The organism is Polymorphobacter fuscus (assembly GCF_011927825.1).
Lineage (GTDB): Bacteria > Pseudomonadota > Alphaproteobacteria > Sphingomonadales > Sphingomonadaceae > Sandarakinorhabdus > Sandarakinorhabdus fusca.
In genome coordinates this window covers 1-15,868 of sequence record NZ_JAATJI010000001.1, presented here as the reverse complement: position 1 = coordinate 15,868, position 15,868 = coordinate 1, and the positions used below count along the sequence as shown (strand labels likewise).

Annotated in this window: 14 protein-coding genes; 12 read left to right on the top strand and 2 right to left on the bottom strand. The window is 59.4% G+C overall.

Annotated features, from left to right (window positions below; translation table 11 throughout):
- Positions 1-291 precede the first annotated feature (291 nt).
- Positions 292-2,142: an AfsR/SARP family transcriptional regulator gene (locus GGQ62_RS00070; protein ID WP_152579087.1), complete on the bottom strand. Its 1,851-nt coding sequence runs from the start codon at positions 2,140-2,142 to the stop codon at positions 292-294.
- Positions 2,143-2,341: 199 nt separating this feature from the next.
- Here GGQ62_RS00070 and GGQ62_RS00065 point away from each other — a divergent pair, with 199 nt between their 5' ends.
- The 12 genes from GGQ62_RS00065 to GGQ62_RS00010 all read left to right on the top strand — a co-directional run bounded on the left by GGQ62_RS00065 (position 2,342) and on the right by GGQ62_RS00010 (position 13,938).
- Positions 2,342-3,499: a hypothetical protein gene (locus GGQ62_RS00065; RefSeq protein WP_152579088.1), complete on the top strand. Its 1,158-nt coding sequence runs from the start codon at positions 2,342-2,344 to the stop codon at positions 3,497-3,499.
- Complete coding sequence (locus GGQ62_RS00060) at positions 3,480-4,487, top strand: HlyD family secretion protein (protein WP_152579089.1); 1,008 nt, start codon at positions 3,480-3,482, stop codon at positions 4,485-4,487. The genes GGQ62_RS00065 and GGQ62_RS00060 overlap by 20 nt, the downstream gene beginning before the upstream one ends.
- Positions 4,484-5,146, top strand: coding sequence for an ABC transporter ATP-binding protein (locus GGQ62_RS00055; protein WP_152579090.1), 663 nt, complete (start codon positions 4,484-4,486; stop codon positions 5,144-5,146). The genes GGQ62_RS00060 and GGQ62_RS00055 overlap by 4 nt, the downstream gene beginning before the upstream one ends.
- Before the next feature lie 21 nt (positions 5,147-5,167).
- Entirely contained in the window at positions 5,168-6,166 is a 999-nt protein-coding gene (locus GGQ62_RS00050) for a class I SAM-dependent methyltransferase (RefSeq protein ID WP_152579091.1), read from the top strand.
- A gap of 75 nt (positions 6,167-6,241) precedes the next feature.
- Positions 6,242-8,176, top strand: coding sequence for a hypothetical protein (locus GGQ62_RS00045; protein ID WP_152579092.1), 1,935 nt, complete (start codon positions 6,242-6,244; stop codon positions 8,174-8,176).
- 1 nt (position 8,177) lies between these two features.
- A complete protein-coding gene (locus GGQ62_RS00040) occupies positions 8,178-8,714 on the top strand; it encodes a hypothetical protein (RefSeq protein ID WP_152579093.1) in 537 nt (178 codons plus the stop codon).
- Between the two features lie 23 nt (positions 8,715-8,737).
- Positions 8,738-9,907: a hypothetical protein gene (locus tag GGQ62_RS00035; protein WP_152579094.1), complete on the top strand. Its 1,170-nt coding sequence runs from the start codon at positions 8,738-8,740 to the stop codon at positions 9,905-9,907.
- A 69-nt stretch (positions 9,908-9,976) separates the two neighbouring features.
- The gene (locus GGQ62_RS00030) at positions 9,977-10,744 is read left to right on the top strand and encodes a hypothetical protein (RefSeq protein WP_152579095.1); all 768 of its coding nucleotides are present in this window, start codon (positions 9,977-9,979) and stop codon (positions 10,742-10,744) included.
- Between the two features lie 370 nt (positions 10,745-11,114).
- Positions 11,115-11,561 (top strand): hypothetical protein, encoded by a 447-nt coding sequence (locus GGQ62_RS00025; RefSeq protein ID WP_152579096.1) that lies wholly within the window; start codon positions 11,115-11,117, stop codon positions 11,559-11,561.
- A 4-nt stretch (positions 11,562-11,565) separates the two neighbouring features.
- On the top strand, positions 11,566-12,849 hold the full coding sequence (locus GGQ62_RS00020; RefSeq protein WP_152579097.1) for a hypothetical protein: 1,284 nt from the start codon (positions 11,566-11,568) through the stop codon (positions 12,847-12,849).
- Complete coding sequence (locus tag GGQ62_RS00015) at positions 12,846-13,466, top strand: hypothetical protein (protein WP_152579098.1); 621 nt, start codon at positions 12,846-12,848, stop codon at positions 13,464-13,466. Before GGQ62_RS00020 ends, GGQ62_RS00015 begins: the two co-directional genes overlap by 4 nt.
- Before the next feature lies 1 nt (position 13,467).
- The gene (locus tag GGQ62_RS00010) at positions 13,468-13,938 is read left to right on the top strand and encodes a hypothetical protein (protein ID WP_152579099.1); all 471 of its coding nucleotides are present in this window, start codon (positions 13,468-13,470) and stop codon (positions 13,936-13,938) included.
- Between the two features lie 468 nt (positions 13,939-14,406).
- Here GGQ62_RS00010 and GGQ62_RS00005 read toward each other — a convergent pair whose 3' ends face one another.
- Positions 14,407-15,630 carry a tyrosine-type recombinase/integrase gene (locus tag GGQ62_RS00005; protein ID WP_167649406.1) on the bottom strand — a complete coding sequence of 408 codons (1,224 nt, stop codon included), beginning with the start codon at positions 15,628-15,630 and terminating at the stop codon, positions 14,407-14,409.
- Positions 15,631-15,868 lie beyond the last annotated feature (238 nt).

The window sequence follows — 15,868 nt, the reverse complement described above, 5'->3', positions numbered from 1 at the left end:
TAGTGGATAGACAACAATAAGATCGAATCGCCTAGGCTGCTTAATCGCTTGCGCCAGCCGCGTTCGCATCCCGCCAACGTCGGGGTCGAGGATTGCGAGCCTAGCGATCCAAATTGATTCATCCGCGGTAGGACGGAGTCGCGGCAGCGCCGCTTCAGTTGTTACGATCAAATCGTTGGCCGCGTGGACCCGCCCGATCGTAGCCGCTCGCGCCGCCCTTAAAAGAGTGGTTTCAAACACAGGATCAACATATCGCGAAGGCGTACGGCGCCGAGTGCCATCACGCGAATTTCACGCTAACTTGCCAGCAAAAGCCTGGCGCAACCCGCTCTCCATTAGCTGCTGCGGCTCCTTCAACCGAAATGGGTGATGAAAATGGAAGAAGGTTAAGATCCGGTCGACAGTCATGGCTTCACGGTCGGGCCAGCAAATCTTCAGCCGCGCCAAGGCGCGTTCCCGCATCGAGGCGGGATTGCGCCCGGCCAGCGCGAAAGCGATGGCGGCGTACACTGGTGTCCAGATCAGACTGTCGCCACCGGCTTCGAATGCATCGCATGCACTATCCAGTTCGCCTCTAAAAAGACGAACTTTTCCGATGTCGTTCCAATAGTAAGCATCGAAGCGCCCGCGCAGCGCGCGTGCTGATTCGATCAATCGCTCACCTCGATCGATTTCGCCCAGATAGACAAGACCATCGCCGGCTTCGTTGAGGCGATCAAAATTTAATGGATTCAGCCAAACCACTTCATTGAAATGACGCTCGGCTTCGTCCCACGCCTGCCGGCGCAAAGCGCACCAACCCATCAAGCTGTTGACATGTGCGTCCTTGCTGTCGGAGGCGTAGGCGACATTCGACAGCGTTTGCGCTTGCGCGCGATGGCCAGGACCGGTTGATCCAAGTCGCGTGTAAAAGTAATCGGTGTTAAGTAACCGCGCGAGCGGCGCGTAGGCCGGAATGAAATCCGGATCATTGGAAATCAGTTGTTGCAAGGCACGCGCCGACGCCAGCGCCGCCTCGTGACTGGCCGGCGCGATGGAAAGCGAGCGGGCGCGCAAATAGGCAATATACGTCGGGCCAACAGGCGGCTCAGGCCGCATTATGGCGTCGTCAGCGATTGTTGGCACGAGCGTCGCGACAACACGTGCCACAAGGTCGGCGATCTGCTGCTGCAGTGCCCGCGGGCTGGCGCCGTCATGATCGAGCGCCTGACGGTCCGTCCACAGGACTTCACCGACATCCTTTGTTGCCAGTCGAGCCGACAGATAAGGTGTCTGACTGCCACGGACCGTACAATCGAGCGTATAACCAGGGCCGCGCGGCTCGCCGGCACCGGCAGCCGGCAGGGCAATGCGAAGTTCGCGGAACCGACTGAGTCCTTCCGCAAACTCCTCTCTAATTGCTAGTCCGAGACCCAATGGCACGTCCTCGCGGACGGCGCGCACCACCAGCAATGGAGCTGCCGAAGGATGCAACATGATCGCGGGCTGCGACGCTGGTCCGGCGAACGCGTCGTAGGTGGAACGAGCGTTAGCGGTCTGGCCCTGTTCGGTTTGTGAAAGAACTAAAGCGGCGTTCGCTTCGCTGTCACTTGGCTCGCGCAGTAGCCAAGCGGCAGCAAGCCGATTTACCGCCTCCCATTGCGATGCAGCTCGTTGGCGGGAGAGCCGGCGATGAACTTCAATCCGGAGCCTATCCGTAAGACTCCTGCCAGCGTCCGCTGACCATTGCTCAAATGCACCCGGGAGAAATAGCGAATCGAAGGGCCGGCCCAGTCGGGATAAGCCAGCCACAAAATCGTCGTTCGAACTTTGGGCGACCAGCACGTCGATCTCTGTTTGCACCTTGCCAGGATTTAGCCAGATCGCGCGATTGTCCGCAGCAAGCATCGTTTCAGGCAATTCGCGGCGCAGTTCACTAAGGCATTGCCGCAGACTGATCTGCCCCTGCTCTCGATAACTCCGACCCCACAACATCTGGATGATGTAGTCGCGCGACAGCGACTGCGCGGGCGATACCGCCAGCATCGCCATCAAGGCTCGCGCGCGTTTGCCGAGCTTTACGTGGGTCCCATCTGGCAGAAATAAATCGGCTAGCCCAAAGATTTTCTGAACCGCTGGACGCGCAAAGGCTTCGGTTGTCACACCGTACGCTCCCTCGGCTGATCAACCGCTCCACACATGTGCCCTGTCGCCCCCTCGCTGTACCTTAAATGCCCATAGTCTTTCTTGCTGACAAGTTTCGGACTGGCAGACGGCCCAGGCGAGGCGGCTACGTAAAAAGGCCGTTAGGATATCGTGAGCACGCTGTAAGGAATGAGATAGCAAGCCGAAACACTGCGGCATGTCGATCCGTTTTCCTACTGCCTGGCTTTCAGGCCCAGACACCGAAGCTGCCGGTCCAATGTCCGGCAGCGTGGTCGGTCTGTTGCTCGGGGCAATCATGCTGCGAGATATTCGGTCGTTGCTCGGCGGCATCGGTTCTGCCGGCACTGCGGCAACTGTGGCCTGTTTCCAGTTCGCTGTTTTCACCTCCTTTCTGTCTGCTGCTTCCGCCGCGCCGCGGTGGCTGTCGGCGGATGTCTGGGTTTCGGATCGGGGCGTTGAAAGCTTCGATTTTCCCATGCCGATCTCTGAAGGCTATGCAGGCGCTGTTCTGGCTGATCTGCCCGGCGCCTCGGTGCGGCGCGTCGTGTTCGGTTTTACGGGTTGGGTTTCACCGGCCGGTCGTCGCGGCAACGTCGCCTTGATCGGGGTGGAGGAGGCCGATTTGGCGCCGCGACGCTTCGTTGCTGACCGCTCCGATATGAGAAGGCTCGATATCGCGCGGTCAGACAGCGAATCCAGTATCGGCGCGCTCACAATGGCTTCGGCGGCGCCAACTGATGGCCTCGCCACCTTCCTGGGCGCTCCCTATGTCGTTACCGGACTCGATGATGCACGAGCAGCACTCGCCGCACCGATCGATCAGGTAGCGTTCCTTGCAATCGATTTTCCGCGCGGTCGGCCATCTGACCTCGATGCAAGGCTAAAACGGTTGAAAGCTCGATATCCGGAACTGGATGTTCGCACAGACGCGGCGTTCCAGGCCGACAGCTCGCGATACTGGCAAACCAAAACTGGTGCCGGTGCCGCAATTCTTTTGGCAGCTATTCTGGCCAGTTTGCTAATGATCCTGCTGATGCTGACCAGCATCGGGCGCTTTATCCAGCGCCGATCACAGGATTTCGTCTCGCTGATCGGCCACGGCGCCAGCGACCGGCAACTTGCCATGCTCGTCGGCGCGGTTGCGGCGGTGTTGACCGGCGGCGCTGGCCTCGTTGCGCTGGTCGCTGTCCCGCTGGCACGCGCCGTGGCTGCACCGATGCTGCCCTGGGTCACGCTGAAACCTGTCGATGTCGTCTTCGCCCTCGCCCTTGTCGCCATCAGCTTTGGCTTGGCGGTCGTTGCCGCAATCCGCGCCCTAAAGAGGTTCCCCCCGCATGTCATCTTTCGCAGCTGAACCGCGCTTTATGGCGCTGCTCGCGATTGTTGCGCTGCCGGGATGCAGCGAAGCAGTTGCTGATCAAACATCTGCCGAACCACGCTATAAGCTCACGGCGACTGCACGACTTGACGCCGCGAGCGAAGCCCGTTTCCTTGCCGCAGAACGCGACGCCGTGATCGTGCGAGTCCTTGTTGACCAGGGCAACAAGGTTGCCGCTGGCCAACCGTTGATGGAGCTGGCGTGCGCGGATGTCCGAGCCCGTGCTGCCGCAGCTATCGCGCGCGCAAGAGAAGCGGCCGCTGACGCCCGCTTGGTTGCTGCCGGTCCGCGCAAGGAAATCATCGCAGCGGCGGCAGCCCGCGTCGATGAGTCCAAAAGCAAGTTACACGATGCAGCCGATCTTCTAGCACGTGCCGAGTTACTGAAAACCAGCGGCTTTGTATCGGCGCGCCGGCTGAACCAACTCGCCAACGACCGTGATAGCCAAGCAGCCGCCCTCGCGAAGGCTTCGGCGGAACTCGCGGCGCTGGCCAATGGTGCGCGGCCGGATGAACGCGTCGCAGCGGCGGCAGTGGCTGTCGCAACCGGCGCCGACGCAAGCGCTATCGACGCCGAAACGGAAAAATGCATTCTGCGCGCGCCGATCGACGGGACCGTCTTACGCGTTTTGAAACATGCCGGCGAGTTCAGCGGCGCGAGCATGGGCACGCCGGTAATGGTCGTTGCCAATCTCGAAAACATGATCGCCAAGGCTGAGATTACTGACCGGGATGCGTGGTCCGTCCGGCAAGGAATGGGCGCCGACATCTGGGTTGATGGCAGTGCCCAGCGCTGGCGCGGACATGTTGTGACGCTATCCGGCCAGATGGGGCGTAAGACGGCGCGATCACTCGATCCCAGCGACCGCTTCGATCGCGATACGCGCGAAGCCTGGATCGCGTTCGACGGCGAGCCGCCGCCAGCGGTCGTGGGGTTGCGCGTCTATGTAGGGCTACGCGGATGAGCGCGCCACTTATCCTGAACGAAGTGGCGCATGCCATTGTGGAAGGCGCCCAGCGCCAGCCGGTGCTGGCGTCGCTGACATGGAGTTTTGCGCGGGGAACCTTCACCTGCGTTTCAGGCCCCAGTGGCGCTGGCAAGACGACATTGCTGTCAATCATCGCCGGCGTTGTGGCACCCACATTGGGAACTGTTTCTCACGGCACAACGCCAGTCACCAGCCTGAGCCACCGCCAGCGCCAGCAATGGCGCAGCAAGGAAGTCGCGCTGGTGTTTCAGACTTGTCGCTTGATCGACGTGCTGACGGTCGCCGAACATATGGCGCTCGTTGGACGGCTTCGCGGCCGGCCGGATGCAACCACTTCGGGGTTGGCCTGGGTCGAAAAACTCGGTCTCGGGCATCGCCTTTCCCAGCGTCCGGCGGACCTTTCAGGCGGTGAAAAGCAACGTGTTGCGCTGGCACAGGCGCTGGCTGCGGCGCCTAGCCTTTTACTTGCTGATGAACCGACTGCCGCACTTGATCCTGTCAACGCCCGCACCGTTGCCGAGGCGATCGGGCACTACGCCCGCGAATCCGGCGCTGTCGTCATCGCGGTAAGCCATGACGCTACGATGTTCGATGCCGCCAGCGATCGCCTGCAACTTCAGCGGCCTGCAGCCTGATTTTTGAAAGGGAGAACCACAATGAGGTACGAAAACGATAATGCCGGTGTCGTCACGATTCCGTCGCCGTCGAAATGGCCCGGAGTGGTCAATGAGAGGCTTTCAGCTGCGCTGGCGCGGCTGCACAGCGAAGGCGCACCGCCGTTCATTGCCGAGTTTCGCGCCGCGTTGCACCAACTCCGCATCGAGGCAGGGAGTGAGTGGCACGATATCGTCCTGCCCCTGGTCAGTGGTCATGAAGCAGCTGCGATGGCGCGTTTATGTCCGATCGCCGGCCATGCCTTTGCCCGGCCGCGCGGCTATCCCGGCGATGCTGGCCTGCTTGACGTCATCTACCGTCAGCCGGGCGCGCCCTGGACAACATCTGACCCAGTCGCGAGCGTCGTGACGGCGATGACGCACTCAGCACCGCCGGCACGATCGGTTCGCGAGCGCCGCATGATCCTCGCCGATGCGATCGACGAAACGGCAGTGCGTGTGCAGCGCCCTTCGATCCTGTCGCTCGCCTGTGGCCATCTGCGCGAAGTCGAATGGTCGCTGGCGTTAACACAAGGATCTATTGGCCGCTTCGTTGCAGTTGATCAGGACACGGACAGCCTGGCGAGCATCGCCCGCGACTATGCCGAACGCTTCCCTGCGATCGAAATGCTCGAAATGTCGGTGCGCGACGTGCTCCGCGGCGGCGGCCGCAACCTGGGTAGCTTTGATCTCATCTATGCCGCAGGGCTCTATGATTACCTGCCCGAACCCATCGCCCGCAACCTGACCGAGCGGCTATTCGCTATGCTCAACGATGGCGGCCGGTTGTTGATCGGCAACTATGGCGAAGGGCTTTTCGACACCGCTTATATGGAAGCTATCATGAACTGGCCGCTCAACTGGCGCGGCCCGGTTGTCCTGGAAGCGCTTGCGGACGGCATTCATGCGACGCAGGCGAGCCGCAGCGTCTGGCCCGACACGACCGGCACGTGCTGGTATCTCGATCTGCAGCGGTTTGTGGAAACCAAGGTAACGGCGTGAAATTTGCGTGAAACGAATTTCAAACCTTTAGCAATTCGCGTCTGCTTGTTCGCGTAACGCCGAGTGGGATATCTTATGCTGGAAACAACGACGTCGAATGGCCAACGCGTCAAAGGCACGCCTCCGCCGTTCAAGATCTTCTCGAACGCCGTCGCGCCGAAATTCGGATTCCGCCGGCACTGGGTCCTGTTGGTTGGTGCCGCTCTTGTCGGGGCGACCCCGGTATCGGCACAACTCTACTTCCATAGCCCCAGCGAAGAAGTCTCCACGAAAAAGCTCGCCGACGCGCTTGATGCTGCGCGCAAGGCGCACACCGAAGCTCTGGATCGCCACGATGCCAACCTTGAGGCGGGGTTCAAGGCATCAATCGATGCTCTGGTAGATCAGCGGCTGTCACGACGTGACCTGTATTTGGCCCGCTATGTAAATGGTGACGCCAGGGAGCTCAAAGAGGCAATCAGCTTCAGACTCAAAAGTTTGACGCAGATTGAACCAGACACCGCGCCTCCCGTGCCGACCTTCAAGCCGTCGAACGTCAAATTCCCGTCGACTGTAGCGCAGGTGCGTGTAGCAATAAGAAGCTTGGAGCAGGCGCTGGAAATGCGAGCTTGGACTGCAAGGCTACCAAACCAGGACGCGCCCGTCTGTGATGACAATGGCATCCCTTTGCTCGGCCACAAACCCAACAGTGATATGGAAGCCGACTGCAAGCGGGTGCGCGCGGCACGCACCAGACTCGCTGCTCAGATTCCGTGCGATAAACGGGAAGTCGACGGTTGGCGTGAATTGCGCTTCGCAGGCCCTACAAATCTGTGCCTAGACGGCAACGAAATCGTCGAGATGAAGAATCCTCCTACTTTCGGTTTCGATAATATCCAGGAATTAAACGACGACATAAAGCGTCAAGAAAAGGTCACAGATGAAGTGGCCTCTGTCCACAAGGAATTGAACGATTTGTTGGCAAAAGCGAAAGTAAAACTCCAACCTAATCTTACAAATGAAATCAAGGGAGCGTTGTGCCGCGTTGACTGGTTTACTGAAGAACTGCAAACTCTAAGCGTCGAGGAAGCCCAGGCTGCCGCTGCCACGGCAGCGCCTGCAGGTGCCCCTATAGCGCCGGCGCCAACGTTGCCCGCCGCTCCCACAACAACACCTGCAGGAGCCCCTGCCGCGCCGGCGGCAACTTTGCCCGTCGCGCCGACCGCCAGTAACGACGCCGCCAAATCAAAATGCGGTGACAAGGCCAAAGACGGCATGGTCGACACTGCGCTAAAGAATATCAAGGTGGCCGCAGCTGTTGTAGGAAAATTCGAACCCGGCCGCGCTGTTTTGGCTCAGGCCCGTGCCGACGCCGAGAAGTTTCGTGGCGACAAGCTCGTTGCGCTGCTGCTTGAGGTTAACAACAAAACAAGCAAAGAAATAGCGCAGGAAGTCTTGGACGCGAAAACAAAGCAACCGTCCACGGGCGCCATCCTGGCGGTCGCAATGATCGAGATCGCCGAGCCCATCAAAACATTGGCGCAATATTATAGCAAAACGCTGCCTGATACAGACGGCGTATTGGTGGCTATTGCGGAAGCGAAGATGCGGCAATCGCTCGCCGAACTGGAAGCCGGGCGACTGAAATCGCTTCTCGATCTGACGAGTCGTGCCCTGTTGCCCCGTGCTGAAGAGGTCGCACTCCTAGTCGACGCACAAGCAGCAATGCGGAATGCTGACTCTGCACAGACTGAAACACTAAAAATGAGAAATTATAACTTAGCAGCTCTCAGTTATTCTGAAAGTGTTTCACGCGGTCGCATTCCGGCTGACGTACTTCAACAAAGACTGAATCATGTTGAATATGGTGTGTGGGCGAAACGCGAACGTGCCGCATCCGATGCCACATTCGCCATTCTTTCGCCGGCCGTCGACCAGTTGCAGGTCTATGGCGCGGGGGGCGTGAAGCCCGAGACCATCGCCGGCATTCTCAACGTTATCGGCCTTGGCACCATCGCATGGAGCAAATAACATGAAATTGACCCGTTATTCCTTCATCCCTTTCGTGGCTGTTTTGATGCTCGGCGCTTGTTCCAGGCCCGATGCCGTTCGCTTGGCGGCCCAAAGCGCCGCACCGATCGCAAGCGATTTCCACGCCGCATTGCCCCCACTGGAACAAAGGCTGGCGATCCAGCTAAAGGCGCTTGACCTCGACCGGTCTGACAACGCCAAACGCGCTGGCGTCAGTCAAGCCTCGCTAGCGCGTGAGCAGCGACTGATGGCCCTGGAAAGCGAGGCTGTTGCCAAAGAGCGAACCAGGCAGTTCAATTTGCTCACTGCCGACAGTACCGCGGTGCGTGCGGACCCGTTCACATTCGTTCAAGCAACGTTACCATCCAAGTTGCCGGAAAATGCGGTGCCGACAAAATCCCTCGATCAAGTCATTGCGAGCCTATCGAGCATAGCCAAAGCAAGAAGCTGGGGCTTTAGCGAGACGGCAGCATTTCTCGGCGCCGTCCAAACCGAACGCGAACGTATCGCCAAGGAAGCGCAACCAAAAGCACCTTAACCGCCATCATGAGGAGAACCACTGTGACCAAGGAAGAAGCAGTACAAGCGGCGCTTGATTCTCTGGACCAAGCCATGTTGAGCTTGACCACATTATCTGCAGTGGGAGAAATAACGTCTGCCCAACGTGATGCTGCAGAAGAGGAGCTTCAAGACCAAATCGACACGTTGCTTTCGCGCCTGAAGACCCTTAGGGCGACCGGTAGCGGCGTCACACCGCTTCCCGATACCAAAAAAGTTGAGAAACTCCAAAGAGCAGTCGCCGCTCTTGGGGGCTTCACGGCGGCCGCCGCCACCTGGGATTCTGTAATTCAAACGGTGGTCACGACAGCAAGCGCGCTTGCGAATGCCGCATCGACCAGCACCGCGGCCACCCCTGACGGCAGCGTGGCACTGGCGGCACTGGTCCCCGATTTCGCCAAGATGTCCCTTGCCATTGCGGGGGGCACGCTTGCCGAAAGTCTGCTTATTGCCGACACGGTGTCTACAGCCCTCCCGGCCCGACAATCGCGCCTTTTCGTGACGGCTAGGAGCGGGCTGCGTGTGCGGTCTGGCCCCGGAACGAATTTCGATGTAAGGCCGCCCGATCTGTCGTATGGCACGGCGGTACGCCCGATCCGTGTCCAAGACGGTTGGACGCTTATCGACATTCAGGGTGACGGCAAGGCTGATGGCTACGTCAGCAGCGGCTTTCTTGCCGATCAGCTTCTCGTTGCGGTCAGATCAGGGGGCCTCGGCCTTGCTGAGACGGCTTCTCAAACACCAGATGCCGCAAAGATATCGGAACTTGTTGGCCAGGGCAGCGGTGCCGCCGGACTCAAACAGGCACGAAAGACCGCGTCGCGTGCACTGTCGGGATACCCGACTAACGGCTGCGCAGCGCATCTCAGCGCGCTGCTGCAACAGGCCAGCATTAATGTCGATATGACCTTTGGCGCTGGCAAACTTGCGCATATTCTGACCGAGCGAAACTGGCGCCGTGTGCCTTGCGGCCAACAGGCGCCTGGCGATGTCGGTGTATGTTTTGACAATGATCCCACGCCAGTCGGGGCGGATCACGTTTACCTCGTCATCGAAACGCTTGGCCCCGACCGAATGATGATCGCCGACAACCAGAACCCAAAGGATGCCCCCCACGAGCGCTTTACCAGCGGCCGCGGGAAGACACCGACTGAGTATTTTCTGCGCGCATAATAAATTCAAATGAAGCCGCAGTGGAGGGAATGGGAGGCCAAAGTGACTAAGCTCGGACGGAACGGATCCTTGAACAACGATCATTGGATACGACGGGCAGGAGGAACTGTCCGAGAACTCAGGGCTGTGAAGGGACCAGGTTTCGGATTGGGGGCGAAGCTCGTTGGCTGGCGTTATGACTGCTCACTGTTGGCAACAACGTGCGCCAGTTTGGTGATCTTTGGGCTCAGCGGGTGCGCGGCTAGCGAGCCAACCGCCCAGGCACGTGACCAGCAAACATCAGGAAATATCACCACGTTCGATGCACAAGTGGCTAAAGCGAAGCGAAGGGCGGTGCTGGTGGAATCCGCTAAAATCAAGCCAACAGCGCATCCAAAAGCACGTCGCGCTGGTTTGCCATCATGCGCGTTGGAGAAAGCGGAATCCGATAACGACGGCAAAGCGGCACAAAGATTCGTCAACTATATGAAGCAGGCAAATAAGCCGTCCACTCCACCGATAATTTCTCCAAATACTAGTCCCAAAGGTTTGCGGTTCCTCAGATCGGTTGCTTGCGATGTCCAATTCCCCAATGGCCCCATTGCGATGCCGACATCTACAGCGCACGTGCCCGTTTCTGACACCGATCGGGCGGCGATTGCGGCAATGGATAAGAAATTTTGCGTTGTGCTGGTGCCGTGTCAGCCCCGTCTATCTCCTGCGGGCGGGGAGCAAATCAACTCGCCCGACGCTGGAAATACACTCGACACCAATCTGACTGCGCTTGGTTCAGAGGAGGCTCTAAGGAAAAGGCTCGAAACTTGTGACCCCAAGTTGCTGCAACAATGCCCGGTTTGACGAACGCTTTCGACGCACTTGGAAGACGAACGTTAATACCGCTGGACGATACCGGAAAATCTTTGGGCGGTGACGTCCCCACGTTTTCTTCCTCCGGTTTGAATGAGAGTTTTCCGGCTGCCTAACCAACCGTAAGGAGGCAGCAGACCGTGAAGAAGAGCAGGTACACCGAGGACCGAATTAAATACGCGCTGAAGCAGGCGGAGACGGGAACGCCGGTTGCCGAAGTGATCCGCCGGACGCGATGACAGCTTCCAAGTCATCCCCTTTGACAAAGTCAATGCGATAACGAACAATAGCTTCTACCTTCCATCCGTAGTGGACTGTTTTCGCCATGGACAAAGTTGCTCTTCCCGTGCTTCCTACAGACATGAAACTCGAGGACGCCCTCGATCTGCTGCGCGACATGCGCATCTCTGGCCTCGTCACCATGATTGGCGGCCTTGAGACTGTGCTAGACGCTGACTCGCTCCTGCGCGGCACAGCGCTCGCCGGGACGGCCATTGGTCTTGTCACCCCGCGACATGCAACCGTCCGCTTCCAGGATTGGCAGCCAGATCTGTCAATTAAAGCGGATGTCGCGCGCGCGGAGTCGTACCTTGATGCGGGCGGCGCCTTTTTCGGGTTTGGCGGGGCCGTTACAACGGGTGGGGAAATTGCCAGGGTTATCACCCGGTACGAAACCATCGCCATGGGGCTTACAATCCAGATGGCCTACTGCGTGTGTACCGGGCCCGACCGCCACGTATGCGCTCCCGGCGATGCGCTGCTTCTCGGCCAGTGTAACGAATGCTTGAACAGGCTGGATTGCAGGTAATCTAATGACTTTCACTGTTCTGTTCGACACCTTCAAGGGGTTCTTCAGCCGCGGCTTCTGGTTCGCGAACTTCCTGCCCATCCTGCTAGCGGCCGCCCTGCACGGCCTGCTCGCCGCGCTGGTCTTCGACTGGAATGCAGTCGCCTGGCTGACCACCGCGATCAGCGCAACACCGGGCACGGCCATTGTGTTGTTTGCCGGAATCGTCGTGCTCGCCTATGCGCTGGCGCCGCTTACCCCGCTGCTTGGCAGCCTGCTCGATGGCTCGCTGCTGCCGGCAGCGCTGCACGATGCCCTGCGCGCCGACCGCGCTGCCGGCTGGCGCAAGGAAAATACGGAATGGCGCGCTGCGATTGAAGCGGATGCAGGCGCGAAGGGCGCTGCAGGCAGCATTGCCGCCGACTTGCGCGCCGCAATCGCGCGAAGCACGGACCAGAAAACGGCTGAGGATCCCGATTTTCACACCAAGCAAACGGCAATCGATGCCGCTGACAAACAAAAAAATAAGATCGATGCCTTGCCGTGGGATAAAGCCCGGCAACCAAGCCGTCCGGTCGAACTGAAGGACATCAAAGCCCTGGCGACCCATGTCGTGGCAGCGCTCGAACGAAAAACTCCGCCGCTGGTCCCTGCCAACGGGGTCGCAATAGATTCGCTCAAGGCCAGCCGGAAGACGCTAACGAAGCTACTGCAGGAGCACCGAACTAATGCCGAACAAAACCTGCGGGCAATATCCGCCCGTCTCGAAATCTATGACCCGTTAACCTGGCACGCGACCCGGCTCGCCGAAGTACGGCACGCGTTGCGTCGCCATGTGCGCGACCATTACAATGTCGAGTTCGGCTGGCTTTGGCCGCGCGTCCGAATGACACTAATCGAAGGCCAGGAAGCCAACAGCACGGGCGTTCCGCGTCAGATTGCCGACACGGCGGCCCAAGTCGATTTTTCGATCGCGCTGCTCGGAACCGTGGCGACAGTTCCGCTCGTCTGGCTGCCGCTCATCGTTGCCGAAGGCGGCCCTATCCGCGTCTTCCTCGGCCTTGCCGTCACTACGCCGCTGGTCTTGCGCCTGCTGTACGAGCTTGTAGTGCGCAGCGAAATGGCCTTGGGTGACACGATCCGGACGGCGATCGACCGCAACCGGCTGTCGGTGTTTAAAATGCTGTCCATGCCGTTGCCGGCAACGCTTTCAGCCGAACGCGAGCTGTGGAACAAGCTTGGCCGCGCGCATATACCCGACGCCGGCATAGAGCTCGTCTATCGGCACGACACGGCGGCCAGCGCATGACGCCCGACGGCAGCAGCGCGGCTTCGCAGAATGCGGCGCAGACCGGGCACATGTCGATAAAGGCACTGCTTCTGCTTTGTTTTGCAGCCCTGGTGTTGGTGGGCATCGGCCTCATCCTGTTTCGCGCCGACCAGCCTGCGCAGCCGCCGACTTTCCGGGCCGCCACGGCTCTGGCCAAAGGCCATGTACTGTCCACCGGCGACGTCAAACTCGGCGAAGGGCAGGTCTATCTCAAACGCGACATTTCCAGGGGCGGGACCATCGCCCCTGCCGACCTTCTGGAGTTGCCGACCATAGCCACGCCGGTCGGAACCCTTGCGGTCGCCGCCCTTCTGGCCCCAGGCCAGTCGCTGCCAAACGCAGGAGACAAATTGTGGATCTGCCCGAAAATCCCGGCGGCGGACGCGGTCGGCAAATCTGACGGAAAGGCCGCAGCCGAGGAAAATGGCAAGAACAAGGGCAAGGGCAAGGCGGCGGACGACGGTTCGATCAAGATGCTCGCGCGCGTCTGCGGTGGCGGCGCCTGTATCGCACTTGTACCGCTGCCCGTCGACCGGGCGGAGATGGTCGCCGCCGCGCCGCACCTAGCGCAGATAAAGCCCTGTAGAGGAGGCTGACATGGCCAACTGGATCCGAATCGAAACGCGCCAACCAACGGCCGGACCATTCGATCTGCCCTGGCTGCCGCTCGTCGACATGGTCGAAAATTTCAACTGGCTGCGCATCACCGCGCAAGGCATGTGGACTCCGTTCCCCGGCGTTGCGCTGACCTGCCGACCGGATGGATATGGCGGCTTCCAGCTTGCCAATTCCGCGCTGGTTCTTGCCAATTGCCCGATGGGCGCGCTGATCGGCAAGTTCGGCGGTAGCTCGGCTCATGCGGAACCGGCCAAGGTAGCCGATGGCCAAGCCGCCGATGACGAAGCCGTCGCGACATCATCGGTGTTCGCCATAGGCAGCCACTGCGTTTTGAAGCTTCCGACAAAGCCCCACGGACCCCTATTCATCGGGTTCAACCTCCACTCGCGCCCGATCGAAATCAACAACCTAACAATAACAGTCGAGGGCACGACACTCGGCACAACTTGAGCGGGCCTATCTTAAAGGTAGCTTGCCGCCTGTGAAATTCGGGGATAAATTTGAGAACAAACACCAATATAGGAACAGCAAACTTGTAAATATATGGACAGTGCTGTCGAGTCGGGTGCGCCATGAGTAAGCGTGCTTGGTAGGCCGTGCCTATGCGAATAAGGCAATCGGTTAATCTGATAGTTTCCAGTTCCACGGCCATCCGGCAATGTAGCTCCTAGCCTTCGGCCTCCGAGACCGGCCAGGCGGGTTGCGGCCCAACTCTAGCCATTTGTCGACGTCGATCTCGCACCCGCGCAGTTGTCCGCTTACGCCAAAGAAGCCAAAGGGCGACTACACTTGAAATAACCACCAAGTTTCAGGTCCGGTCATTCATAAACCATAACGATACCGAACGAGCAAGGACTCGACTATAAACTGTGCCGCCGATCAATCAGAGCGAATGCATCTACACGCCCACGTCGCCGCTTAAGGCAGTGGAGAGCGCCTAGTCCCATTGTCATCCTCGATTTCGCCGAGAAGCTCGATGTGACGTCGGCGCGCTTCGGCTATCCGCTTCGCCTTGTGGGTTGTGACCTTGTTGTAGATGATTGTCGTGGACATGTGCTTGTGGCCGCTGATGGCCCTGACATCCGTTTCGCCAGCATCACCAAGCTCAGTGATTCCGCCGTGCCGAAAGCCCGTGAAAGTCATGTCCTTGGGCAGTTTCGCGGCCAAACAAATTTGACGATGCCGCGTGGACACGGCGCGCTCAGTGAAGGGCTGACCACTGCGAGGGTTGACTATGATGTTGCCGTCGTTGCCGGCCAGCTTGGACAACTCGTCTTCAAGTTCGGGGTATAGCGGCGTTATCGCGCCATCAGCTTCCCTCAACACCAGCGGAAGCTCGAGCGAGACATTCGTTTTGTTTTGTCGCAGCCGGATTACCTGACCGGGCTGGTAGTCCGCCCAGTAGATGCCGCGAGCCAGCTTATCCCCGGTCGGATAATCGAAAACTGTCGAGACCCGCTGGCATAGCTCGAAACACACGGCGGCGGCGGCTGCGAACTCGGGATAGCCCAGGTCATGAGCCGCCTGCCGATAGAGCTCATATTCAGCCCGACTGGTCGCACGCGTGATGCTCTTGGCGCCGGAACGCAGCCGCATTTTCAAGAACGGGTTCGTGGCGACCTTGGTAGTGCTGGAGTGGCGTACAGCCTGCGTCCAGACAAGGCGGCACACCTGCATCGCGTACGTGGCTGTGCGATCGCCGCGCTTCAGGAGACGATCATAGATTTTGTCAGCCGCTGCGCCATCCACGACAGAAGCCATCCGAGTGCCAAGGGTCCCGGTCTTCATCGGCAAGTTCGCGACCATTTCCATCATGCGGGTATAATCTTTTCGGGTCTTTTCCGCTTTTTCGGAAAAGAGTCGGCTCTTGCGGTACCAGTTGAACAGCCAGGCGATGCTGCCCACTGTTTCGGCAGTCCCCTCCTCGCCGACGCGCCAGCCGTCGAGGCCATCGTTGAGTGCATTGGCCATTCCGATGGCATTGACCAGATCTTTGCCAAGCGCCGTCGCCCTCACAGGGCTTGGCCGGCCATTACGCTTCACACCGCGCTTGGCCCAATTTGGCGGCTGCCAGTAAAAGGCCGTCGAGCCATCTGCGAGTTTCTTCACCCGCATATATCGGGGCAATTCAGTCTTCGCCAAAGTCCATGTCCTTGGTTGGGTCCGCGCCATCAACAAGGCGTGCAAGAAGCTCGTCGAGATCCACACGCCTGAAGACCCGCCGGCGATTACCAGGCCGCACATATCCCCGGATGAGCCCGGCATTCACCAGAGCCCGAAACTCGCTAGTGGATATCGCCTGACGGATGAGTCCGTTTTAGGATTCCCAGCGTCGCCTGGCCGTGCGATTCAGGATCATGCGAACCGGGATCAAATTCGA